Annotated in this window: 16 protein-coding genes and 1 pseudogene; 7 read left to right on the top strand and 10 right to left on the bottom strand. The window is 40.9% G+C overall.

Features of this window, described 5'->3' with window-relative positions; genetic code table 11:
• Positions 1-2: 2 nt before the first annotated feature.
• On the bottom strand, positions 3-2,120 hold the full coding sequence (locus tag HMPREF9449_RS10735; RefSeq protein ID WP_009137285.1) for a DUF3352 domain-containing protein: 2,118 nt from the start codon (positions 2,118-2,120) through the stop codon (positions 3-5).
• 237 nt (positions 2,121-2,357) lie between these two features.
• Between HMPREF9449_RS10735 and HMPREF9449_RS10730 the strand changes: the two genes are divergently transcribed.
• Both HMPREF9449_RS10730 and HMPREF9449_RS10725 read left to right on the top strand, forming a co-directional pair.
• Positions 2,358-2,915 (top strand): chromate transporter, encoded by a 558-nt coding sequence (locus HMPREF9449_RS10730; protein WP_009137284.1) that lies wholly within the window; start codon positions 2,358-2,360, stop codon positions 2,913-2,915.
• The gene (locus HMPREF9449_RS10725; RefSeq protein ID WP_009137283.1) at positions 2,908-3,441 is read left to right on the top strand and encodes a chromate transporter; all 534 of its coding nucleotides are present in this window, start codon (positions 2,908-2,910) and stop codon (positions 3,439-3,441) included. Before HMPREF9449_RS10730 ends, HMPREF9449_RS10725 begins: the two co-directional genes overlap by 8 nt.
• A gap of 32 nt (positions 3,442-3,473) precedes the next feature.
• On the opposite strand, the gene rmuC is transcribed toward HMPREF9449_RS10725, so the two are convergent.
• Positions 3,474-4,853, bottom strand: coding sequence for a DNA recombination protein RmuC (gene rmuC, locus HMPREF9449_RS10720; protein WP_009137282.1), 1,380 nt, complete (start codon positions 4,851-4,853; stop codon positions 3,474-3,476).
• Between the two features lie 17 nt (positions 4,854-4,870).
• Positions 4,871-5,908 carry a 23S rRNA (adenine(2503)-C(2))-methyltransferase RlmN gene (gene rlmN, locus HMPREF9449_RS10715; RefSeq protein ID WP_009137281.1) on the bottom strand — a complete coding sequence of 346 codons (1,038 nt, stop codon included), beginning with the start codon at positions 5,906-5,908 and terminating at the stop codon, positions 4,871-4,873.
• A 213-nt stretch (positions 5,909-6,121) separates the two neighbouring features.
• On the opposite strand from rlmN, the gene HMPREF9449_RS10710 reads away from it, so the two are divergent.
• The 4 genes and pseudogenes from HMPREF9449_RS10710 to HMPREF9449_RS10695 all read left to right on the top strand — a co-directional run bounded on the left by HMPREF9449_RS10710 (position 6,122) and on the right by HMPREF9449_RS10695 (position 11,567).
• Entirely contained in the window at positions 6,122-8,284 is a 2,163-nt protein-coding gene (locus tag HMPREF9449_RS10710; protein WP_009137280.1) for a S46 family peptidase, read from the top strand.
• A gap of 44 nt (positions 8,285-8,328) precedes the next feature.
• Positions 8,329-9,348 (top strand): branched-chain amino acid aminotransferase, encoded by a 1,020-nt coding sequence (locus HMPREF9449_RS10705; protein WP_009137279.1) that lies wholly within the window; start codon positions 8,329-8,331, stop codon positions 9,346-9,348.
• A 132-nt stretch (positions 9,349-9,480) separates the two neighbouring features.
• Positions 9,481-9,837: pseudogene (locus tag HMPREF9449_RS10700) on the top strand (BlaI/MecI/CopY family transcriptional regulator).
• A 23-nt stretch (positions 9,838-9,860) separates the two neighbouring features.
• Positions 9,861-11,567: a M56 family metallopeptidase gene (locus HMPREF9449_RS10695; protein WP_009137275.1), complete on the top strand. Its 1,707-nt coding sequence runs from the start codon at positions 9,861-9,863 to the stop codon at positions 11,565-11,567.
• Between the two features lie 147 nt (positions 11,568-11,714).
• On the opposite strand, the gene HMPREF9449_RS10690 is transcribed toward HMPREF9449_RS10695, so the two are convergent.
• From HMPREF9449_RS10690 to HMPREF9449_RS10670, 4 genes are all read right to left on the bottom strand, one after another.
• Positions 11,715-12,962, bottom strand: coding sequence for a DUF4252 domain-containing protein (locus HMPREF9449_RS10690; protein WP_009137274.1), 1,248 nt, complete (start codon positions 12,960-12,962; stop codon positions 11,715-11,717).
• Positions 12,963-13,003: 41 nt separating this feature from the next.
• Positions 13,004-13,438, bottom strand: coding sequence for a hypothetical protein (locus HMPREF9449_RS10685; RefSeq protein ID WP_009137273.1), 435 nt, complete (start codon positions 13,436-13,438; stop codon positions 13,004-13,006).
• 27 nt (positions 13,439-13,465) lie between these two features.
• Entirely contained in the window at positions 13,466-13,978 is a 513-nt protein-coding gene (locus HMPREF9449_RS10680; protein WP_009137272.1) for an RNA polymerase sigma factor, read from the bottom strand.
• Between the two features lie 319 nt (positions 13,979-14,297).
• Positions 14,298-17,474 carry an efflux RND transporter permease subunit gene (locus HMPREF9449_RS10670; protein WP_009137270.1) on the bottom strand — a complete coding sequence of 1,059 codons (3,177 nt, stop codon included), beginning with the start codon at positions 17,472-17,474 and terminating at the stop codon, positions 14,298-14,300.
• Between the two features lie 226 nt (positions 17,475-17,700).
• On the opposite strand from HMPREF9449_RS10670, the gene HMPREF9449_RS10665 reads away from it, so the two are divergent.
• Positions 17,701-20,391, top strand: a complete 2,691-nt coding sequence (locus HMPREF9449_RS10665; protein ID WP_009137269.1) for a TonB-dependent receptor — start codon at positions 17,701-17,703, stop codon at positions 20,389-20,391.
• A 1-nt stretch (position 20,392) separates the two neighbouring features.
• On the opposite strand, the gene HMPREF9449_RS10660 is transcribed toward HMPREF9449_RS10665, so the two are convergent.
• The 3 genes from HMPREF9449_RS10660 to HMPREF9449_RS10650 all read right to left on the bottom strand — a co-directional run bounded on the left by HMPREF9449_RS10660 (position 20,393) and on the right by HMPREF9449_RS10650 (position 24,711).
• Positions 20,393-21,538 carry an efflux RND transporter periplasmic adaptor subunit gene (locus HMPREF9449_RS10660; protein ID WP_009137268.1) on the bottom strand — a complete coding sequence of 382 codons (1,146 nt, stop codon included), beginning with the start codon at positions 21,536-21,538 and terminating at the stop codon, positions 20,393-20,395.
• Between the two features lie 10 nt (positions 21,539-21,548).
• Positions 21,549-22,934: an efflux transporter outer membrane subunit gene (locus HMPREF9449_RS10655; protein ID WP_009137267.1), complete on the bottom strand. Its 1,386-nt coding sequence runs from the start codon at positions 22,932-22,934 to the stop codon at positions 21,549-21,551.
• A gap of 121 nt (positions 22,935-23,055) precedes the next feature.
• Positions 23,056-24,711 (bottom strand): ABC-F family ATP-binding cassette domain-containing protein, encoded by a 1,656-nt coding sequence (locus tag HMPREF9449_RS10650; protein ID WP_009137266.1) that lies wholly within the window; start codon positions 24,709-24,711, stop codon positions 23,056-23,058.
• Positions 24,712-24,739: the final 28 nt, after the last annotated feature.

The raw sequence follows: 24,739 nt of genomic DNA, 5'->3' as shown, positions 1-24,739 counted from the left end.
TTTTAAAATTTAATTTTCTTTTCGATTTCTCCTGTCACTTTATAATACTGCCAGTTACCTGTACGTTTCCCTTTTTTATATTTCCCTTCGCAAAGCAGATGACCGGTGGAATAATAAAATTTTGCTTCTCCTTGTCGCTTCCCTTTGCGGTATTCCAGTTCGGTACGGGGTGTTCCGTCGGGGAAAAACTCCCGAAAAGTCCGGATTTCTCCGTTTTCATAGGTGATTTCCGCTCTTATTTTTTGATTCGTATAAAACAGACGGGCTGTTCCATCCGGTTTCCCGTTTTTGTAGGGAAATTGTCCGATAAAGGCAGCCTGTTTGTCATAAAAATTCCAGAAACCGTTTGGTTCTCCATCCAGAAGCCGGCCTTTCATCGTAAGGTCTGCCGTTTCATAGGTAAAGTCTGTGAGTGTACTGACTACAATACTATCGGGAAGCACCGGATGATAGCGTCCGGATTCCACTTCGTCGGCTAGATTTTCGAATGCTTCGTTCAATTCTTGGATTTCGAATTCTTCCGGTGCGTTTGCGTCGTGAGTGGCAATGATGTTCGTTTTTAAATGTCCGTTTTCCTGGACAAATTCCAATGCCAGGTTTTCAAAACTCAGGACAGCTCCTTTGTTTTGCAATAAAGAGGGCTTGGATTGTTCCGGTAAAGACAAATACAGATAGCGATATACATTGGCAGCATTTAAATAAGCATATAGATTCGAATGATTGTTCAGTTGAGAGATCAACTGTTTATATTTCTCATTGTTTTCGAGTGTTTGTCCCAGGATGTATTTTTTAATGATTTGGGTTAAAGCTGTCGGGGAATTACTGAATAACACATAATTGTCGATAATCGTGTAATAAGGTTTTTCAAGTCGGTCGAACAGGCCTCCGGCGAATAGGCGGAAAAAACCTTTTAGACTGAGGTAATTGATTTCATATCCGTTATAATTGATCGTCTTGAATTTAACCGGCGTTCTGATCCGGATTTGTTCTCCCAGATAGTCGAGTTGGTCTTTAGCCAGGTTTTTATCTTTGCATTGCACGGCTAATACAACGGTTTGCAGCTGTTGCTCTGAGTCGTATGCAGGTTTAACCAAGGTAATTTCACTTCCGATCCAGGAAGTAAATAAATCGAGTAAGTCTATTTTCAGATATTTATTTAATTTTTGCAAGGATGTTTCGTAGAGCTGATAAGTTTCCGGATAATGTTGCCGGGAATGATAGGTCAGACTGTCTTTTAAATCCCGGAAGGAAGGGAAACAAAAAGAAAAATAGGCAGCAGTATTGTCCGGGATAATTCTTTTTATTTCGGAAGCGTTTCCTGTGGTATGTTGCAGAATTTCCGGCCAAAGAGAATTGGCCTTTAAAAAGTGAGTGGTTCCGCTGAGGGAGATTTCCTCTTTTTTCAATTGAAAATCCAAAGAAGTGCTGTCCAAAAAGGAAGGACCTGTGAAAGAAGAATCGAAAATAACCAGCGTACTCAGCCATTTATCCAATTCTTTATGATTAATGTTTACTGAAATATCGTCCGGATGCTTTTTCTTTTTTTCCCCTTTATGTTGTTCACAGCTTTTGAGTGCCTTTTGAACAAGAGCTTCGTTGAATGAACCGATCAGCAGATTGTCTTTAAACGAGTAATAAAAAATATTTTGTCCGTAAAGAAGATGTTGTATGTGGTTTTCTTGGGGAATGATCTGAATACCGTAGTCTTTTAACAGTCCCGGAAGAAGGGCTTCAAAATTTTGAATCATATTTAATTTTTGCAGATCACAGACGTATAATAAATCACAAGTCGTAGTGGGCGTGAGGTGTACAGAAATGGCGAAGGGACGGTCTAAAATAAGTTTTCTCAAGTTGGAATGCGTTTTTCCCAAAGAATCTATACGCTCGATATTTTGGTGATACTCCTTAAAAGAAGGATATTTTTTTAAAGATTTCCAAATGGTATTGGGACTTAAATTGTTGTAAATTTCCTGAAAAGAAGGAGTCCGGATGGTGACAATTGCATCCGAAGGTATAGCCATATCGATAGAATAACGGCCGGAGGGACGGAATATTCCGTACCATATGGCCAATAGTACAATGCAGAGGCAAAAGAAATAAAGGAAAAGTCGTTTTTTCATCTGACAGAAAATTTAATGTTGCAATTTACTATTTTTCTCAGAAAGAGATAAAAATATTCTAATTTTGTAAACGTTATTGTTTCTGAAATCGGGGCTTGGCTTTTCCGTAAATGAGAGAGTGTTCCGGTGAAAAATGAGAGGATATGTGCGGAAAATTGATGGCTTCGGCAAAGTAAAATATTTCTTCGAATCCTCCCGGAGCGGATTAGCGTATATAAGAGAAATCAATGGGGTATTATGAGATTTTATTTCCAATTATTTTGGTCTTTTTTTAAAATCGGAGCTTTTACGTTCGGAGGAGGATATGCCATGATCCCTTTGATTCAGAAAGAAGTGGTGAACCGGAAGAAATGGCTGGAAGACGAGGAATTTATGGATATGCTGGCTATTGCACAATCGGTACCGGGACCGATTTCTCTCAATACGGCTGTCTTTGTCGGGAATAAAATGCGGGGATGTAAAGGTTGTCTGATGACCAGTTTAGGGATTATCTTACCTTCTTTTATTGTTATTTTATTGATCGCCTTAGTGTTTACGGAATTTAAGGATAATCCTGATGTGGAACGGGTATTTAAAGGGATTCGTCCGGCTGTTGTCGCCTTGATTGCAGCTCCTTTGTGGGGGATGGGGAAAAAAGCAGGTATGACTTGGAAAACTTTGTGGTTTTCTGTAGCGGCCTTATTCGTCATCTGGCTTTTGGGGGTTTCTCCTGTTTATGTCGTTATGGTAACTATTGCAGTCGGAATCGTTTATTATAGGTATACGTTAAAGAGAAACCGGAAAAATAATGGATGAATGGAATTTATATTTGAGTTTATTCTTTTCTTTTTTTAAGATTGGCCTGTTCGGATTTGGCGGAGGATATGCCATGTTATCCCTGATACAACACGAAGTGGTGGAAACTCATCAATGGATCAGTGTTTCGGATTTTACGGATATTGTCGCCATTTCTCAAACGACTCCCGGTCCGATTGCTTTCAATACAGCTACTTATATCGGCTATACAGCCACGGGAAATGTATGGGGGGCTGTCGTGTGTACGCTGGCCGTCAGTTTACCGTCGATTATTTTGATGACTCTGGTAGCCCGCTTCTTTTTTGCCTTCCGGAATAACGGTTATGTGGCGGCCGTTTTGAAAGGGTTAAAGCCCGTTGTAATCGGTCTGATCGCCGCCGCCGCTGTTTTGTTAATGAATGAACGGAATTTTATTGATTATAAGAGCTGGCTTATTTTTGCAGCTGTATTTATTGCTTCATTAAAAAAAATAGACCCTATTCTCCTGATTGTAATCGCAGGGGTAATAGGGTATTGGGTGTATTGAATGTTCGAAAGTTTAAGGGGTGGGGAAAGGGATCAGTTGTCGACAGATTCGTTGATATTAGGATTATTGTTTGTTTCTTCTTCTGAAAAATCGATCTCCGGTAGGAGTAATTCGGATTCGCTTTGGGGCAGAACTTCTATATTTCTTAAATGCCGTTGGATGGCTCTTGTCCGTCTTCCCATGACTTCTTCGATTTGATTGTTGGCGGACTGGATATTTTTTTGGGCTTTTTCAAGCATACCGCCGAATTTTTCGAATTCGGTTTTTACGGCTCCCAACACTTTCCATACTTCGCTGCTGCGTTTTTGGATAGCCAGTGTACGAAACCCCATTTGCAGACTATTGAGAATGGCAGCTAGAGTAGTCGGGCCGGTTACAATTACCTTATATTCTTTCTGAAGTTGTTCTAAAAGGCTGGCACGGCGCACAACTTCCCCGTAAATAGCTTCAAACGGTAAAAACATAATTCCAAAATCAGTTGTATAAGGCGGATCCAGGTACTTATCGTGAATATCTTTGGCCATATTTTTGATGGTCTGTTCCATATTTTTGGACGCATTTTCTACTTCTTTGGTATCCCCTTTATCATAGGCTTCCAACAGTTGCTCATAGGCATCTTTCGGAAATTTAGCATCCAGAGGTAAATAAACACATTTTCCGCTATCGTCTTTCCCCGGTAATTTTATGGCAAATTCGACTAATGCATCGGAACCTTTACGGGTTTTCACATTGGCTTCGTATTGTTCGGGAGCTAAAATCTGTTCCAAAAGCATTTCCAATTGGACTTCTCCTATACATCCCCGCATTTTTACATTACTGAGCACTTTTTTCAGTCCTCCTACATCCTGGGCCAGGTTTTGCATCTCTCCCAACCCTTTTTGCACATGTTCCAATTGTTTGCTTACTAATTCGAAAGACTGGCCAATTCGTTCGTTCAGTGTTTTTTGAAGTTTTTCATCTACAGTCGCCCGCATTTCTTCCAGGCGTTTTTCTGTTGATTGCAACAACTCACTCTGTTTTTTATCCAATTCCCCGAATTTTTCCCGTTGGATTTCATTGAAAGAACGAATATTTTCCGTGAATATTTTTTGAAATTCTTTAAAAGCATTCTCCAATGTTTTGTGAATGGCTTCCAGGGCCTGAAGATTCTGTTCTGTGATGTGTTGCAAATTACGGCTGTTTTCGGTACGGAATTCTCCCAATGACTTGTTCAGCTCTTCGCGGTTTTCCCGGGCAGCTTTTGAATGATTGTCCACTAAATAACGACATTCTTCTTTCAGCATTTTTTCTAAACGCTCCAATTCGTTTTTTACCTGCTCAAAAGATAGGGAAACTGTATCCTTTTTTTTCCTTAGTAATAAAAAGAGAATAATTATATTTAGCAAAAGCACCAGTATGATCCAGATATCCATAGTCCTGTTCTTTTTTGTTAGTCTTTTCGTTTATTTGCCAATTGTCCGCAAGCAGCATCTATATCTTTGCCTTTGCTTTTCCGAATATGAACTACCATATTCCGGTTTTCCAGAAATTGTACAAAAGCATCCCGTTGTTTGTCTGGGGAATGCCGGAATTCAGAACCTTCTACCGGATTGTATTCAATAATATTTATTTTTACGGGAAATTGTTTGCAATAATCTGCCAATGCCCGGGCATCTTCCAGGGAATCGTTGATATGGTGCAGCAATAAATACTCAAAAGTAGGACGCGTTCCTGTTTTTTCGACAAAATAAATTAAACTAGCTGCCAGTTCTGCTAAAGGATATGCCCGGTTTACCGGCATGAGCTGACTTCTTACGTTTTCTTTGGCAGAATGAAGAGAGACCGCCAGGTTGAACCGGACGCGGTCATCGGCTAATTGCCGGATTTTGGCGGGTATGCCTGCTGTAGAAACCGTAATACGGGAGGGGGACATTCCTAATCCTTTTTCCGAGGTAATCCGTTGAATTGCTGAGAGAACATGATCATAATTTAAAAGAGGTTCTCCCATTCCCATAAAGACGATATTGGAGAGGCTGCTGCTGCTGCATTCCGCTTCTTTTCGGGCATGAAAAACCTGATCAACTATTTCCCCTACAGTAAGATTTCGCTTAAAACCTAATGTTCCGGTGGCGCAAAAACGACATCCCAATTGACAACCTGCTTGGGAAGATACACAGACTGTGTATTTCTCATTTCCTGGGATCAACACACTCTCTATGCGGTTTCCGTCATTCAAAAGCCAGGCTGTTTTGGTCGTACCGTCACTGGCGGTTTGAATACAATCCGGTAGAAGCTTGTCAAAGTAGTAAGTTGCCTTCAAAAGTTCCCGGCTACTTTTGGGTAAATTTGTCATTTCTTCAAAATCCTGTACCCCTTTTTGCCAAATCCATTCTTCTATTTGTTTTGCCCGGAATACTTTTTCTCCGTTTACCGAAAGAAAGGCAGCCATTTCTTCCGGGGAGACTTCCCGAATATTTTTCTTTTCCACTTGTTTTGATTTATTTGCCTATACAAAAATAAGAAAAATCACCAATAAAAAAGGTCTTTGTGGAAGTTGTTGCCTGAATAAAGAGCGGAAGGTAAAAAAGTTAAATTAAAATTGTGGAAGCTTACTTAGATTTCAAACGATTTAATTATATATTTGCATTTATAATCTTGTTAAAGTTATAAATTGATATAAAATAAAGTGAAAAAAGAAAAAATGAGAAGATTACTGATTATTGTTTTTGCCCTGCTTTCTTTTTCAACCTTGAAGGCAGATGAAGGGATGTGGTTGTTATCCTTATTAAAGCAACAGAATATTGACGAGATGCAGCAGATGGGATTTAAATTAAGTGCGGAAGATATTTATTCTGTCAATAAACCAGGCATTAAAGATGCTATCGTGGGATTGGGGTATGCTGAACGTCCTTTTCGCCATTTTTGTTCCGGGGAACTGGTATCTCCTCAGGGATTAATGATTACTAATCACCATTGTGGTTTTAGTGCTATACAGGAACATTCTTCTGTAGAACACGATTACCTGTCGGATGGTTTCTGGGCTTATAAGATGGAAGATGAGTTGACCAATCCCGGAATTACAGCTTCTATTTTGGAACGTATGGAAGATGTGACAGAACGGGTAAATGCCGTATTGAACGATGATATGAGTACCATGGAAAGAGAAATTGCCTTGGATAGTATCAGTAGCCTGATCGTAAAAGAAGCTACTGAAAATACGGATTTAAGCGGACAGGTCATTTCGATGTTTGAGGGAAATCAATATTTCCTTTTCCTCTATACCATTTATAAAGATGTACGTTTGGTCGGAGCCCCGCCTCAGAGTCTTGGAAAATTCGGAGGGGATACGGATAACTGGATTTGGCCGCGTCATACTTGTGATTTCTCCATGTTCCGGATTTATACAGGTCCTGATGGACGACCGGCCGAATATTCCAAGGATAATATTCCTTTAAAACCCAAACATCATTTACCTGTATCCATTAAAGGGGTAGAAGATGGGGATTTTGCGATGATTATGGGTTTTCCGGGTTCTACCGATCGTTTTGCAACCAGCTTTAGCTTGCAAAATACGATGGATATTGTAAATGATATCCGCTACAGAGTACGGACGGAAAAATTGAAGATTATGAAAGAAGAAATGGATAAGAGTCCGAAAACCCGTATCCAATATGCTTCTAAATATGCAAGCTGTGCGAACTACTGGAAATATTCCTTTGAGCAGAATAAAGCATTGAAACAATTGAAAACGGCTGAGAACAAAAAGGCTATAGAAGATCGTTTTACGGCTTGGGTAAAGGCTGATCCTGCCCGCGCTGCCCGCTATGCAGAAGTGCTTCCTGCTTTAAAGACGGCTTATCAGGATATTCAGGAGTATGAGGTTGCCTTGAATTATTTAAGAGAAGCTTTAGGAGGCCCTGAAGCGCATTTATTTGCTTACGGAGTGGCCGGAGAGCTGGAGGATCTTTGTGATAAAGCGACGGATGTAGCTACGAAAGAGAAGCTCGTCAAAGCATTGAAAGAACAGGGAGAAGCTTTCTATAAAGATTTCAATCCGGAAGTGGATGCACGTCTGTTTGCTGTGCTTTTTAAAATGTACAGCGATAATGTTTCCCCGGATTTATACCCTGATTTTATAGATCGGGTTAATAAAAAGTATAAAGGAGACTACCAGAAGCTAGCCGATGAATTCTACCGTACTTCTATTTTTAGGAGTAAAGAGGCTTTTGAGGAATTTATAGCACATCCGAATTGTAAAAAACTGAACAAGGATGTAGCTTACTTAGCTGGAGAGGCATTTTATGAAATGCTGATGAAAATAGCGGCTTATTCTGCTGAGATGAAAGAGAACATCGTTAAAAATAATCGTTTATTTGTACGGGGATTGATGGAAATGGATCCTCAGCAAAGAATGGCTCCGAATGCCAATTCTACTTTACGCCTGACTTATGGAAAAGTGAAAAGCTACAAACCCAGAGATGCCGTATTTTATGATTATTATACCACCTTAACGGGGGTTATGGAAAAAGAAGGTCCGAAAGGAGGAGAATTTGAAGTGCCGGCACGCTTAAAAGAACTTTATAAGAATAAAGATTTCGGACAATATGGAAAAGACAATGTAGTAACCTGTTTTATCACAGACAACGATATTACGGGAGGTAATTCCGGTTCTCCGGTAATCAATGCTAACGGGGAATTGATCGGAGCAGCTTTTGACGGAAACTCGGAAGCCATGTCCGGTGATATTGATTTTGAAGAAAACCTGCAGAGGTGTATTAATGTGGATATGCGGTATGTCTTATTCATTATTGATAAATATGCAGGCGCTAAAAATTTAATTGATGAGATGACAATAGTGAAATAGGAGAGAATGAATCCTATAAATATAATATTTAAATAAATACAGTTATGAAAAATCTGGATTGGAGTCAGTTGTCGTTCGGCTATACGAAGACAGATTATAATGTACGTTGCTATTATAAAGATGGTAAATGGAGCGCTCCGGAAGTAAGTGATTCGGAAATGCTCAGTATTCATATGGCTTCTACTTGTCTGCATTACGGACAAGAAGCTTTTGAAGGCATGAAGGCTTTTCGGGGGAAAGATAATAAAATCCGTTTGTTCCGTTGTGAAGAAAATGCCAAACGGATGCAGAATTCTGCCGATTACGTTATGATGAAGGCTCCTTCTGTGGAATTGTTCACGGAAGCCGTAATCAAAGCGGTAAAATTGAATGAAGAATATGTACCGCCCTACGAATCGGGAGCCAGCTTGTACATCCGGCCTTTATTGATTGGCGTGGGACCTCAGATGGGAGTCGCTCCGGCAAAAGAATTTTTGTTTGTTGTATTTGTCGCTCCGGTAGGTCCTTATTTTAAAGCCGGTTTTAAACCGACAAAAGTAATGCTGGAACGGAAATACGACCGGGCAGCGCCTAATGGGACCGGGCATATCAAAGTAGGTGGTAATTATGCAGCAGGTATGCGTTCGGGAGAAGTAGCCCATCAAAAAGGATACTCTACGGCTATATTCCTGGATTCCAAGGAAAAGAAATATATAGACGAATGCGGACCAGCTAATTTCTTCGGCATTAAGAATAATACCTATGTAACTCCTTATTCTCATACCATTCTTCCCTCTATTACAAATGCAAGTTTGATGATGTTGGCGGAAGATATGGGATTGAAAGTGGAACGCCGGCATATTCCGGTAGAAGAATTGGAAACATTTGAAGAAGCTGGAGCTTGCGGTACAGCTGCAGTGATCAGTCCTGTAGGGCAGATCGATGACCTGGAAAATAATAAAAGTATTCATTTCGGTAAACCCGGAGAACCCGGAGAATGGTGTACGAAATTGTATAATCGTTTACGGGCTATCCAATATGGGGATGAACCGGATAAATTTGGCTGGATTACAATCGTAGAGTAAAACCAGAAGAATAAAACAAGAGAAAATGTCCAAAATACTTTTGGACATTTTTTTTGTAAAAAAATCGGCAGATCCTTGTGTTTATTACGAAAAATTCGTAGATTTGCGATATAATCGTAATTACGGAAGATTATGGAAAAATTGACGTTTCAGGAAGAAGAAATAATGCTTATTATTTGGCGGCTCAAAGAAGGGGTAGTGAAAGATTTTTTATTGCAGATGCAGGAACCGCATCCTCCTTATACTACAGCTGCTTCTGTGGTAAAGAATTTGGAAAAAAAGGGATATATAGCGGGTAAACGTTATGGAAATACCTATGTTTACCGACCGCTTATAGATGAAAATGATTATAAAGCATAATTTATGTCGGGATTCGTCCGGAATTATTTTGCTAATTCTTATAAAGATTTGGTTGCTTTTTTTGCTCAGAAGCAGAAGATTTCTGCTACCGAATTGAAAGAAATTATAGATTTAATTGAAGAAAAGTAATTGGAAAAGTCCGGTATCGAATTATGGAAGCATTTTATACATATGTGGCAAAGGTAAATATCGCTTTGGGGATATTCTGGCTTTTTTATCATTTTATTTTTCTCCGGGATAGTTTTATCGTATTAAAGCGTGTTTGTTTACTTACGGTTTTGTTTTTATCTTTTAGCTATCCTTTTATTGATTTTTCCCTTTGGGTATTCCAGGAGCGTCAACTTTTTTGGATAAATTATATACCGATTTGGGAAGAAGTAGGAATTGTACCTGTAATTCCTATAGAAGAAGGAATAAGTGGGGACCATATTTTAGGATTTATTTATGGTATAGGGGTTGTTATTTTAGGGATTCGCTTCGGCGTTCAATCTTATCAGATCTATCGTTTTATCCGGAAAGGGAAGGTATTTGTTGATGCAGGAGTACGTGTTGTTTCTTTGGAGAGGGGAATGGCGCCCTTTTCTTTTTTTCACTGGGTTTTCCTGAATCCCGAAGATTATTCCGATAGAGAGAGGAAGGAAATTTTGACGCATGAAAAAACGCATGTAGAACAATGGCATTCTGTCGATATGCTTTTGGGAGAAGTATTGTGTATTTTATTTTGGTTCAATCCTTTTGTTTGGTTATTGAGGCGGGATATCCGGCAGAATCTGGAATTCCTGGCTGATAGAAAAGTTGTTGAATCCGGTTATGACCGAAAAAATTACCAGTATCATTTATTGCGTTTATCACATCAATCGGCTGCAGCTCAATTTATAAATAACTTTAATGTATCACAGTTAAAAAAACGGATTATCATGATGAATAAAAGGAAAACTCCCCGTGTGGGACTTTTTAAATATGCTTTGTTGTTGCCGGTAACCCTGGGCTTAGTATTGGTAGCGAATAGGCAGACATTGGCTGGAATGGCATCGGTCGTTTCTGTTTCTGAGGGGAAGGTGGGAGAAAAGATGATGGTAAAGGGTAAAGTGACGGATGAAGAGAGTAATCCGATTCCGGGAGCTACTGTTGTCATAAAGAATTCTACGATGGGTACTGTTACGAATGCTGAGGGAGAATTTGCTTTGAATGCGGATCCCGAAGCGGTATTGTGTGTTTCTTATATCGGAAAAGAAATAGAAGAGATTCCGGTGAAAGGAAAGTCGGGCAAGGAAATACAGGTCACCGTCGTTTTGAAATCTTCTCCACAGGAGATGGAAGGAGTGGAAATTATCGGATTGACTGGGGAGAAAAAGTCGGTTACCCGACAGCTGGCCGAAGTGAACCCGGAATTTCCCGGAGGTAGGGAAGCTTTAAAGCATTTTTTGGCACAACATATCCAATATCCTGCAGAAGCCCGGGAGAAAAATATCCAGGGGAAAGTATGGGTTCAATTCGTGGTAGATGAACAGGGCAAGGTCATGCAGCCTCAGATTGTCAAAGGGGTTGATCCTCTATTGGACCAGGAAGCTTTGCGGATTGTAAAGCTGATGCCGGATTGGAAGCCTGCCCAACAAAATGGTAAATCGGTTGAAACGAGTTTTTTGCTCCCGCTGGATTTTTCTATTCCGGTAAAACAGGGGAAAGGAATTATCGTGGTGGATGGAAAGCTAATGCCGGAGGATTTTAATGTCGCCACCCTCTCTCTGGACGAGGTGGAATCCATCACTGTTCTGAAAGGAGAAAAAGCAGTTGCCCTCTATGGAGAGAAAGCAAAGGAAAGAGAAGTTTTGTTGATTACTACCCAAAAAGGTCATTGAATTCCCGGCATAGAGAAAGGAAGTGTTCCCAAAGTTTTTCAAACAGAGAGAACGACTTCCCCTTCCTAAAAGGCAAAATTTTGATCTTTGCAAATCTTTTTCTGTTCAGATTATTCCCGCCTTGTTTCGGTACTTTCCGGACGTTTTCTATTCTTGGGTGAGAATAAAGACTTCGGCAGAACCGTATTCTCCGATTTCTTTTTCCATAGGCGTTAACGGACGAATTTGCTGGATTTCATTCGGGTGTATGTCTGTAAAATCGTTTGTCACTTCCCCGTTGATGACAAGAAGCGGTTGAGTGGCTTTTTCCAGATTGTATTTGTATTCCTGATCGCCGTATTGAAAGGTCAGGGTATGGTTTTTGTAGGAAACGAATTGTCCCAGTTGACTGTTAGAGATGACAATCAGATAGGATTTGCGGGGATTTTTCGTATCCCCTACGATTCGTACATCTCTTATTTTTTCCGGCATGGAAACTTCTTCCCCTTCGAATTTCACTCCGTCTACGATGTAGATCATATCTGAATTTTGGGTATTGATTTTGATTTTTGTTTTCCCGTTCTCTTCTGTAATTTGTACGGAATTTCCACGGATGTCTATTCCATTGGGTAAAGGATTTAAACGGTCGAAAATGTCACTCATCCTATTGAATCTCATGCCCATAGAACCGAATAAGGAATCGACATCACTGAAGCGGAAAAGAGAATCCCTCCCGTCGAATCTAAAATAGTTGAAAGGACTGAAAAACCTATCCTCTTCCTGATCTCCAAACATTTCTCTGAAATTTTCCCGCATTCTTTGAGCCATTTCCTGCATTTGCCGGGACATGTCGGCCATATTATCGTAGTCAAAAGAACGAAGGTAGTTATTGTAATTTTCGTTTTCAGAATTCAGAGATGAAAGGGAATTCAGTCCCTTGATATTCAAAGCTTTTGAAAGGAGAGCTATATTTTCTGTGTCGATATCTCCTTTTAGTTCAATGATATCCATGCGTTGCGGTGTCTGGTTCCATACCACCAGATCGCTGACTTTATCCTGATCCGAATGGGCATATATCCATTGTTTCCCGGAATTTTCGCTGTGGCTTTTAATCAGTTTGTATTTGTCCGGGTTATCCAATACAGATTTGAATTTGGCGTCAATCTCTTCCGCTACATTTTCATTACAGTGGTTTAAATCTAACGTCAGGATATTTACTTCTCTTAGCCGTTTTAATAAATTTTCGGCCTCCGGAGAAATGTTTTTCTTCTTATAAAGCCCATATAAATTTTTATCCAGCTGAGTGACTGTCACACATTCTTTCCCATGGTATTTCGCCATTAATTTCCCTAATTGTGCTTTTGTACAAAATGGGAGGAGCAAACTTGTTACCAACAAAATAATTAACTTATTCATAACCCTTCTGATTTATATAAATTATACTTGAAATTGTTATTTTATTCAATGGCAATAATTAGATTTTTGTCTTCGTATAAGACCTTTTCTTGAGAAGGAGCCGGCTTTTCCAATACATTACCGATCACCCGGAGCGCATCTTCGAAACGTTCCCGTTTCATATTATCGGAAAGTTGCAACGTTTTCCCTTTGTAGGCAGGAAATATTCCTTTGAGAGAAAGCAATAAGATTGCGATGGCAGCAATACTCCCTACGGTAATGTATATCCGGCGAAGGGCGCATTTCTTTTGCTGCCGTATAGCCTGCCGGATTTTTTCATTTAATTCGGAAGGCAGAGGAAGGGAGGGATACGAAAGGGACAAAAAAGGATCTTCTTTTAAATGTCCGGATCGGTATTGTGCTCTGAGAAATTTCTCCTCTTCAATGCTGGTTTCTCCCCGGTAATAGCGTTTTATAATTTCTTCTGTTTTCTCCATCTTTCCACTATTTGGATAAATTTTTAATCAGTCGTATTTCGAAATTTTGTATTTTTTGACCAGTAGTTCTTTTACTCTGCTGCGGGCTCTGGAGAGAATGGTCCGGATATTGTTTAAACCTAAACCGGTGATTTGGGCGATTTCGTCGTATTCCAGTTCTTCCACTTCCCGGAGCAGGATAACTTCTCTTTGCGTGTCCGGTAAGGTTTCAATAATTTGCCTGACAAGTGCTGCTGTTTCCTGATTGTCGATTGTCGTCATCAAATCGGAAGCGCCTTGTTCGTGCAGAAACATTTGTGCTTCATTGTAGAGAGGTTTGTATTTTTTTACCGTGTCGTAATACAAATTCCGGGTAATTTTCAATGCCCAGGCCCGAAGATTTTTAATTTTGGATAGCTCATTCCGGCTATTCCATAATTTGAACAGGACATCTTGAGTGATATCTGCCGCATCTGTACGGTTACCCGTCAGGTTTGCCGCAAAGTCGTAAATATGCTGGGCCAGCGGCAGAATAGATTCGTTAAACTCGTGTTCAGTCATTCTTTTCAGCCTGTAGAATTACCAATTTCGGATCTGTTGTGAATGTTCGTTTCTTTAAAGACGAATGAAGAGGAATTTTATTACACCAAAAATAAAAAAACATTGGTTTACTTTAAAAATTTACTTTTTGTTTTCAAGCTGGTTTTCCGAAGTTTTTTGTTTTCCGGTTTCTTCAGGGCGCGCTTACCGAAATTTAGAGAAAAAAACAAGGATAATGTAAGGGGAGGAGAGGGAAGATTGTTTTTCCGCAAAATATACTCCTCTCCTTGCGAAACGAAACAGGATTTGGGAAAGTCCGGATCCGCCATTGACGGGAAAATTATTTGATCTCAGCAGGTAGATTTTCTTCGTAGATAACCGGTAAGTTTTCTGTTGTATCTTTCTTTTTCCGGCTAAATTTTTCTTGAATTTCTTGCATGAGTTTGTAGAAATTAGGAATGAAAAGTGTGCCTACTAAAGAACTCATCAACATTCCTGCGAAAACAGCGATTCCCAGGGAAATTCTGCTGGCGGCTCCTGCTCCGGTGGAGATGACCAGCGGTAATGTTCCCAAGATAAAAGCAAAAGAGGTCATCAAAATAGGACGTAAACGTACCCGTCCCCCTTCGAGAGCAGCTTCTGTAATGGATTTGCCGGAAGCATGATAATCCCGGGCAAATTCTACAATTAGAATGGCATTTTTAGCTGCCAGGGCTATTAAGAGAACAATTCCGATTTGAGTGTAAACGCTGACAGGCAAATTCATAACCATAACTCCGATGACTACTCCTAATAAAGCGATAGGTAATCCCATGATCACAGCAACCGGATTGGTCCAGCTTTCATATTGAGCGGCTAAGATAAGATAAGCGACAAGGATGGCTAAAATAAAAACCAAAGAGGTCGCAGAAGAAGAGTTTTCTTCCTGATAAGCCATGGAAGTCCACTCGTAACCAAAAGAACGGCCCGTTTTTTCTTTAATTAATTTACCCATAATTTCCAAGGCTTGTCCGGAGCTGTAACCGGGAGCTGCCGATCCAGAAATAAGAGCTGAAAGGTAAGTGTTGTATTTGGTAAGGTTTTCTGGTCCCAACTGGCTTTCGATAGTTGTAAAAGCTGAAAAAGGGATCATATCTCCCTTCGCATTCCGAACATTCAGCCGGCTTACATCTTCGATGACGGCTCGGCTGTTGGGGTCGCCTTCTACATTGACCTGATAGGTACGACCGAATTTAACAAAGTTATTGACATAAGAAGAACCTAGAAAAACGGTCAGTGTGTTGAAAACTTCTCCCAATGACACTTGCATCATTTCTACTTTATTCCGGTCGATATTGAGAAAATATTGAGGTACGCTTGCACTGAACATCGATTGAACAGTGGAAAGTCCGGGGGTTTGATTTCCCGCCATCATTAATTCGTCGGTCATCTTTTCCAGTTCTTGAGGACCGTAATTATTAATGTCTTCCAACATTACTTCGAAACCGCTGCTTTCGCCCAAACCGGGAATGGCTGGGGGAAGGACGGCAAAAGCCTGGGCTTCCGGGATTTCAAAATACGCCATTTCGTTGAATTTGTCGACGATAGCTTGTGCACTGAGACCGGGAGCTTTGCGTTCGTCCCAGTTTTTTAGCATCACGAATAATGTGGCGGCATTAGAGGTATTGGCTCCGCTCATGACAGAGAAACCATTGATCGTAATATAAGTTTCTATCCCTTCGATATGATTTAAAATAGCTGTGGCTTTTTGAATGGCCGTTTCAGTTTGGGAAGAAGAAGCTCCATTCGTCAATTGCATAAATGCCATAAAATAACCTTGGTCTTCCTGCGGCAGGAACGTCCGGGGCCATTTCAGAAATCCCCAAAAAGCGAAAAAAGAAATTGCAACAAATACGAGGAGGGTAAGTATGGATTTACGCATAAAACCAGTAATTACCCAGGTATATCCCTTTGTCGTTTTGTCGAAAAATCGATTGAATGCTTTGAATAAAAAGAACCGGGTCGGTTGTTTGGGTTTTAAAAAGAGAGCACAAAGCGCAGGACTGAGGGTGAGGGCATTAAAACCACTGATAACTGTAGCAACGGCTATGGTGAGGGCGAATTGCTTGTATAATTGTCCGGTAATTCCTCCGATAAACGCGGTCGGGATAAACACAGCTAATAAAACCAACACAATTCCGATAATGGCACCGGAAACTTCATTCATTGCTTGTATAACAGCTTCTTTTACGGTTTTGTATTTGCCGGTTTCGATAAGTCGGTAACTATTTTCTACGATGACAATTGCATCGTCCACGACCAATCCGATAGCAAGTACTAGGCCAAATAAGGTCAGCGTATTGATAGAAAAACCAAGTAAGTCCATAAAAGTGAAAGTTCCAATTAAGGATACCGGAATCGTGACCAGTGGAATAAGCATCGCTCTCCAGTTTTGTAAGAAAATAAGGATGACTAGTAATACCAGTATAAAAGCAGTGATCAGAGTACTGTAAATACCGGAGATAGACGCCCGTATAAATTCTGTCGTATCCAGTGTTATATTATAATGGACTCCTTGGGGAAAATAAGAGGCCAGCTTGTTCATTTCTTTTTTTATCCGTTGGGAAACGTCCAGGGCATTTGCACCCGGTAATTGATAGACGGCTATGGCGGCGACAGGTCCTCCTTTTAAGGTAGCGGTCGTACTGTAACTTTCCCGTCCGATTTCGACTTTTGCGACGTCCCGGATGCGAAGGTATTTTCCATCCGGAAGGGCTTTAATAATGATATTCCCGAATTCTTTTTCGTTGACCAGTAACCCTTGTGTTTCCAAGGTATATTGATAGGCTTCTTTGCGGGCGAGCGGTTCTGCTCCCACGCTTCCTGCCGCTACTTGTATGTTCTGACTTTCGATTGCTGAGATGACGTCTGCTGGGGTGATGCCCCGTATCGTCAATATGTCCGGTTCGAGCCAAATACGCATACTGTAGTCGCCCATACCGAACAAACCTACATTTCCGACCCCTTTTACCCGGCTCAGTTCGTTAGTAATATTCAAAGAGGCATAGTTGGAAAGATAAAGGGCATCGTAGTCCGGAGAATCGGACGTTAAAGAGAGAAACATGACTACATTGGTCGATTCTTTCGTAGTGGTAACCCCTATTTTCGTCACTTCCTGCGGAAGAGTCGGGAGAGCTGCATTCACCCGGTTTTCGACTAAAACGGTGGCCATATCCAGATCGGTGCCGACTTCAAAAGTAATGGTGAGTTGATAAGTCCCTGTACTGGAAGAGGTAGACGACATATAGAGCATTCCTTCCACACCGTTGACTTGCTGCTCAATAGGAGTGGCAATCATGTCGGCAATGGTCGTAGCGTTTGCTCCCGGATAACTGGCCCGAACAACTACGGTAGGCGGAGTGATGGTCGGATATTCTTCTACAGGCAGGTTTTGCAGGGATACAAAGCCGGCAATAACAATTAAGATAGATAAAACGGTGGCAAATATCGGACGGTTGATAAAGAAGGTACTGATCATGGTGAATGATTAGAGGTTAACAATTCAGCATTAACGCTCCCCACGTTAATTCAATACCTATACGTAGACCTGTGCTGTCGGGTTTCACTCTTGAATTTCACGTTTATATCCTTTATAATGTTTTAAATTTAAAAGTTTTTCCAGATCATGGCATCTTTTTTGATGAATTAAAAATAAGAGGGAACGTGGTCGGAAGCATAATATATTCGCATTAAAACGTAGAAATATGACCAGGAATTTTCAAAAATTAATCAGAATAGGCATTATAGGGATGTGCTTATTAAGCGGAATGGCAGTTTTCGCACAAGGGAAGCCGTTTCTTTCGGTAGATTCCATTGCCGGTAATTTTTATCGGCAACGTATGACATACCCTCAGGAAAAAATCCATCTTCATATGGATAAATCCCATTATGTATCCGGGGAGAAAATTTGGTTCCGTATTTATTTGGTAGATGCTTTTTCTCATTTGCCGGAGACAGCCAGTCGTTATGTGTATGTAGAACTCATTAATCCTGTGGATTCAGTGGTTTCCCGGATCAAAATCCGGCCGGTGGATAGTTTATATTATGGGAGTATGAGTTTGCCGGAAAATTTAGCAGGAGGAAATTATGTCGTCCGGGCTTATACGAATTATATGTGTAGTTTGGGAGAGGAATATTTTTTTAGAAAGAATATTTATATCAGTAATCCTTTGGAGTTACAAATGCGGGCGAATGCGGAATTTTTACCTCCGGACGCTAAAGGGAAGCGGGAAGCCCGGATTTCACTTGTGGATTTGCGGAAAAAATGTAAATTGTCTCCCACCCAGCTCTCTATATGGCTGAATCGGGAAAAATTGGATTATACTTGGGTTGCTCGGGATAGTGTGGCTAAAATTAATTTCAGATTGCCCGGGGAAGAAAAGAGTAATCACTTCTATATTGAGGCCGGGAATTATCATCAGTTTATCGTTATTCCCCGCGGACAACAGGATTTTGACGTGTCTTTTTTTCCGGAAGGGGGATATTTGCTGGAAGGGACTGCCTGCCAGGTTGGATTTAAAGCTTTGAATAATGAGGGAATATCAGAAGAAGTTTCGGTGGATGTTTTCGATCAGGACGATAATTTAGTCGTTTCCGCTCATACATTTCACAAAGGCATGGGATCGTTTTTGTTTTCTCCGGAATCGGGGAAAAGCTATTATGCGGTTTGTAAAGACAAGCGGGGCCAATCCAAACGATTTGAGCTTCCGCAAGCCCGAAAGGAGATGTATTCTCTCAGAATAAACCGTTGGAAAAAAGGAAAATTCTTGGTTTCTGTTTTAAAATCGGCAGATATAAAGGATACGAAATCCCTTTTTTTGCTTGCCCATTCGAGAGGAGAGGTAAAATATGCAAAGCCTTGGGATTTTTCGGATGATTTTATCTCATTCGATGAAAAGAGTTTTCCTTCCGGAATTGTGCAATTTGTCTTATTGGATACTGAAATGAATCCTTTGAGCGAACGCTTGATTTTTTGTTTGAATGATGATCAGGCGGTGGTTACCTATAAAACGGATTCCCCTTCTTATGGAAGCCGGGAACATGTAAAAGCTCATATTCGGGCAACAGATTCGGAAAAACGTCCTTTAACGGGTAATTTTTCAATAGCAGTTACGGATGACAGGGATGTAATTGTAGATACGAATTACACCCTATTGAGTAACCTCTTACTTACTTCTGAGTTGAAGGGAAATATAGAGGATCCGGCTTTTTATCTGCAAAAAGATAACCGAAAGGCCAGAGCTGCCCTCGACGTGTTGATGTTGACGCAGGGATGGAGACGTTACCGGATCCCGGAAGTGATTCGGGGAAAATTCCAACTGCCTTCTTCTTCTTTGGAAATAGGTCAGGAGATTACAGGAGAAGTTCGTACAATCGGTTTGTTTAAGAGTAAACCTATGAAAAAAGGGAAAGTATCGGCTATGTCCATGCAAGCAAATTATTTGAATCTGGTGGAGACCGATGAAAATGGAAAATTTCAGATCAATGGATTTGAATTTCCGGATAGCACTGAGATAATCCTTCAGGCTCTGACGACAAAAGGGAAACCTGGGGTCGAATTGATCGTATACCCCGATTCTTTTCCAGCTGTGGTAATGCCTGTTCCGACCTATACCGAAATGAAAGAAGAAGTAATGCCGGGAGCTGTAGAAAAAGCAGATCGAAAGTATACTTATGAGAATGGAATGCGGATGATTTATCTGGATGAGGTAACGGTGAGGGGTGTATACAAGGAAAAGCAGGAAATTCAGATCAACGAAATTTTGGCTACCTCTACTTTTAATGCGAAAGACATAGAAGAAATGGGAGCTACGCGGGTAGAAGAGGTATTAATGCGGGTACCAGGAGTTCGGGTCGGCGTGGATGGGAAAATCTATATTCGTACTCCTACTTCCATTTACGATAGTTATATACCTCCGCTGGTGGTTATCGATGGAATGGAAATAGATGATCAAAGCTATGCGGATCCTTATTATAATCCGTTTGAGAGTGTGAATATGCAGGATATCGCCCGGATCGAAGTTATCAAAGTAGGCGGGGGAAAGGGAGCTTATCGTTTGGGGAAATCAGGGATGATTGTAATTACACGGAAAAAAATAGATGAAATGGTAGATGATAAAGTACAATATAATGTAAAACAGATTACCCCTTTAGGGTATCAAAAACCTGTGGAATTTTACTCCCCCAAATATGAATTGGCGAAAGAAAAAGAAAATGGAAAACCGGATTTGCGTACGACTTTATTCTGGAAGCCGGACGTAAAACTTTCGGATAAAGGACGGGCCGACATCGATTTTTATACGGCGGATGGTTATTCCACTTACTCTGTAGTGATAGAGGGGGTTACCGCTGACGGCAAATTAATCCGTACAGACGGAAAAATTTATATGGAGTAATTTATTTCCGGGTAACGGGTTTGACAGACATACCGGGGCGGACGCTCATGAGGGCTTCTACTACATAGCGGTCGTCCCGGCGTATGCCACTGATGATTTGCCGCATTCCATCGGATTCGAGTACCCCGACTGTCACCGGTTTTAGTTCAACGCGGTTATCCCGGTCTATAATGTAAACAAAACGTCCGGTTTGATTCGTCCCGATGGAGGATTCCGGAATTAAGAGAGCATCTTTGACATTTCGGTAAGGAACGGAAATGGTGACGTACATGCCGCTGAGTAGTTCTTCGTGTGGATTTTCGATAATTGCTCTTATATTGACAGTTCCCGTTTGTAAATCCACATTGGGCGAAGTGTAATCGAGTTCGCCTTTCCATTGCCGATGCGGGTCAGCGGCATCTGTGACCGTCAGAAAACGAAGCGGGTCGTTGGGGGATAAATTTGCCTTTACCGGAGGCAAGTTCTGGTATTCAGCATAGGCCATATTGAAGTAAACATACATGCGTTTGTCTTTATAGGTTGTGGCCAATGTGGTCGGTTGTACGGATCCTGCAACAAAATTTGCCTGATCGACCAAATTGCGGCTGACGCGTCCGTCAAAAGGAGCTTTAATATAACAATAATTTAAATTGATACGGGCCGTATTCAACTGGGCCCTGGCATTATCCAGGCTGGCCAGTGCCGAATTATAGGTGGACTGGGCCTGCAGATAATCGATTTCACTGATTGCTTTTGTTTGTACGGCTTCTTTCATCCTTTCGTAGGAAGCTTTTGCATAAGCTAATTGGGCTTCTGCACTTTTTACCTGAGATTCCGCCGCTTTTACCTGATCGATATAAGGTTTGGGTTCAATGACAAATAATAATTGGCCGGCTTTGACCAATTGTCCGGGCGTATAGAGGATTTTTTCCAAAAAGCCGGAAACCCGGGCTACTAAGTTAACGGTTTGTTCTGCTTCCAGGTAGGCCGGATACTCATAAGTATAGGTCACATTTTCTTCTTCCGGCGTATTTACCAGAATTTCAGGAACAGGGGCCGCTTTTTGAGCTTGTTCTTTCTTCCCCTGTTCTTTCCGACATCCTCCTGCCAGAAATGCCAGGAGAAGAAATAAATATATTCCTTTTTTCGTATAAATGCTTTTTTTCATATGTTCTTTTTTAATTGTTCTCTTCCCATCCTCCTCCCAGGGCTTTGTATAATTGTATCAGATAGAGTAAAGTATTGCTTTCTGCAGTGACAAGTGCATTTTGGTAATTGAAAACATCTCTTTGGGAATTCAGGACATTTTGATAATCGGAAAGTCCTTGCCGGTAAAGTTCTACGGCGAGAGAAAGTGTCTCCTGGGCTTGTTGGTAAGCCTCCCGGTCTGCTTGCAATTGCTGTTGGGATTTATTATAGGACATCAGGGCGTCGTCTATTTCCTGTAAGGCAGAAAGGACGGTATTGTTGTAGTCGTTTATTCCTTCTTCCAGTTGTAACTGTGCTGTACGTGTTGTCTCTACAAGTCGTCTGCCGCTAAAAAATGTCCATTTGATGGCCGGGCTGATCTGCCAGTCCATATTTTCTTTGCGAAAGAAATGTTCAAATTTGTCGGACCCGAAGCCGAATGATCCTGTAAGGTAAAATTTAGGATACCAGTCGGAACGGGAGGCTCCGACAGCGGCAGCCAAAGCGTCCATGGTTCTTTCTGCCGAACGAATATCGGGCCGGCGGCGGATGAGTTCTGCCGGAATGCCGGCGACTCTTATATTCGCATTCGTAGGTAAAGGGCGTATTCGGAACAATTGCCGCTTCAAGCTGTCGGAATATTCCCCTGTCAGTACGCAAAGGCTATTGATTTGACTGTAAATGGCAGCTTCTATTCCGGGGATAGCGGCTTGGGTTTGTAAATATAAACTTTGAGCTTGAGAAACGTCTAAGCGGGAAGCTAAACCGGTATTGAACCGGGTAGTGGTGAGGTCTACTATTTGTTTTTGAGAAGCCAGATTCTGCCGGGCTACTTCCAACTGGGTTTGATAGGTGCGTAAATTGATATACGTAGAGGCTAACTGAGCAATTAAAGAGACCATGACACCCCGGTAATCTTCTTGGGAAGCATAGTAATATTCTCTTTGCGATTTGACATTTTTGCGTATGCTTCCGAAGACATCGATCTCCCAACTCATGTTTAAAGCAGCCTGACCGATGTAATTTCGTTCGTTGATGTGTTCAATCCCTAAACTATTTTTTTCGGGAGTATAAGAACTCGAAAAACTAAGCTCCGGATACCAGGCACTTTGTTGAATACGCATCCGGGCTTTTGCTAATTCAATGTTTTTAATGGCATTGAGTAAATTGTAATTGTTGTTTATGGCTTGTGGAATAAGTGAATCCAACATCTTGTCGCCAAACAATTGCCACCAGGTATCGTTACTGGGTAATTGTTGCTGTAAATTCACCAATCGGGCTGTTGTATCCGTCTGAGCAGCAATTTCGGAGACATAACAACAGGATAAACAAAGAAAAAAAATCCTGAATAGGCGTAATACAAAGACGGTTGTCATGTGCTAAATATTAAATTTATACAGACAACTATACGGGAGAAAGTGAAAGAAAGTTTAAAAAGAAAGAAAAAGGAAGAGTAAGTTTAACTTTAATATCGTTTTTTTATACCTCTCCTTCTTTTCATTTTTCATTTTTGCCTTTTTTACTTTCGATTTCTTTTAAATTTTCCATTTTCTTTTTTCGAAGAAAACCGTTTATATCTTCCAGATGCTCTGTTACTTTCTTGTTCCCGAATTCATATACTTTTTTTACTAAACCATTCAGAAAATCCCGGTCGTGGGACACGACAATTAAAGTACCGTCAAAGTCCAGAAGGGCATTTTTAAGTATATCTTTGGTTTTGAGATCCAGGTGATTGGTCGGTTCATCTAAAATCAGGAGGTTTACAGGTTGTAATAAAAGTTTTATCATGGCTAAACGGGTACGTTCTCCCCCTGATAATACTTTTACTTTTTTATCGATATCGTCTCCGCTGAACATAAAAGCCCCCAACAGATTTTTTGTATTGCTTTTCAATTCCAGGGGTGTTACGTCGTCAACCGTTTGAAATACTGTTAATTCTTCGTCCAGTAGAGAAGCTTGATTCTGGGCGAAATAGCCAATCTGTATGTTATGTCCTAACGTGAGTGTACCGGAATAATCCGTGATTTCACCCATGATGCACTTGACAAGAGTGGATTTTCCTTCCCCATTACGGCCTACAAAAGCAACTTTTTCTCCTCTTTCGATGGTAAAAGTAGCCTTATTAAATACCTCATGTGTTCCGTAATGTTTAGAAACTTCCTGGGCAATTACCGGATAACTTCCGGAACGGGGAGAAGGAGGGAATTTTAATCGCAAAGCAGAAGTATCTTCTTCATCTACTTCTACCAGGTCCAGTTTTTCAAGCATTCTTACCCGGGATTGCACCTGCAGTGTTTTGGAATAGGTTCCTTTGAATCTTTCTATGAATTCTTTGGTCTCGGCAATCATTTTCTGCTGTTCGTCGTAAGCTTTTTGTTGCTGGGCACGCCTTTCCTGCCGTAAAATCAGGTATTGGGAGTAATTCACTTTGTAATCGTAAATCCGGCCCATGGTAACTTCTATGGTACGGGTGGTGATATTGTCTACAAAAGTACGGTCGTGAGAAATGAGGATGACAGCTTTTCCGTTTGTAATCAGAAAATCCTCTAACCATTGTATCGAATCGATGTCCAGATGGTTGGTCGGTTCATCTAGAAGTAATACATCCGGATTTTTCAGTAACATTTTGGCCAGTTCAATCCGCATGCGCCATCCTCCGCTGAAATCACTGGTAGGCCGGTTGAAATCTGTACGTTGAAACCCTAATCCCTTTAACGTCTTTTCTACATCGGCTTCGAAATGGGTGAGGTCTATGCTGTAAAATTTTTCACTTAGAGCAGCGACTTCTTCGATTAATTTATAGTATTCCGGGGAATCGTAGTCTGTACGTTCTGTGAGTTGGCGGTTCAAATTTTCGATTCTTTTTTCCATGTCAAACAGATGGGCAAAAGCTTGGGAAGCTTCCTCGAATACTGTTCTCCCGTCGGCTGTCATCAAATGTTGGGGAAGATAAGCAACTGTTATATCCTTGGGAATCGTGACACTACCTCGGGTAGGCTTTTTTGCTCCTGCCAGTATTTTAAGTAAGGTCGATTTACCGGCTCCATTTTTTCCCATAAGGGCAATTCTGTCTTTTTCGTTAATTTGAAACGACACATCTTTAAAAAGAATGCGGTCGCCAAAGTCTACTGTTAATCCGTCTACTGAAATCATGATTTAAACTGTCCGAAGGTTTATCTGT

It is taken from the genome of Odoribacter laneus YIT 12061 (assembly GCF_000243215.1).
Taxonomy (GTDB): Bacteria; Bacteroidota; Bacteroidia; order Bacteroidales; family Marinifilaceae; genus Culturomica; species Culturomica lanea.
This window is presented reverse-complemented; position numbering and strand designations above follow the sequence as displayed.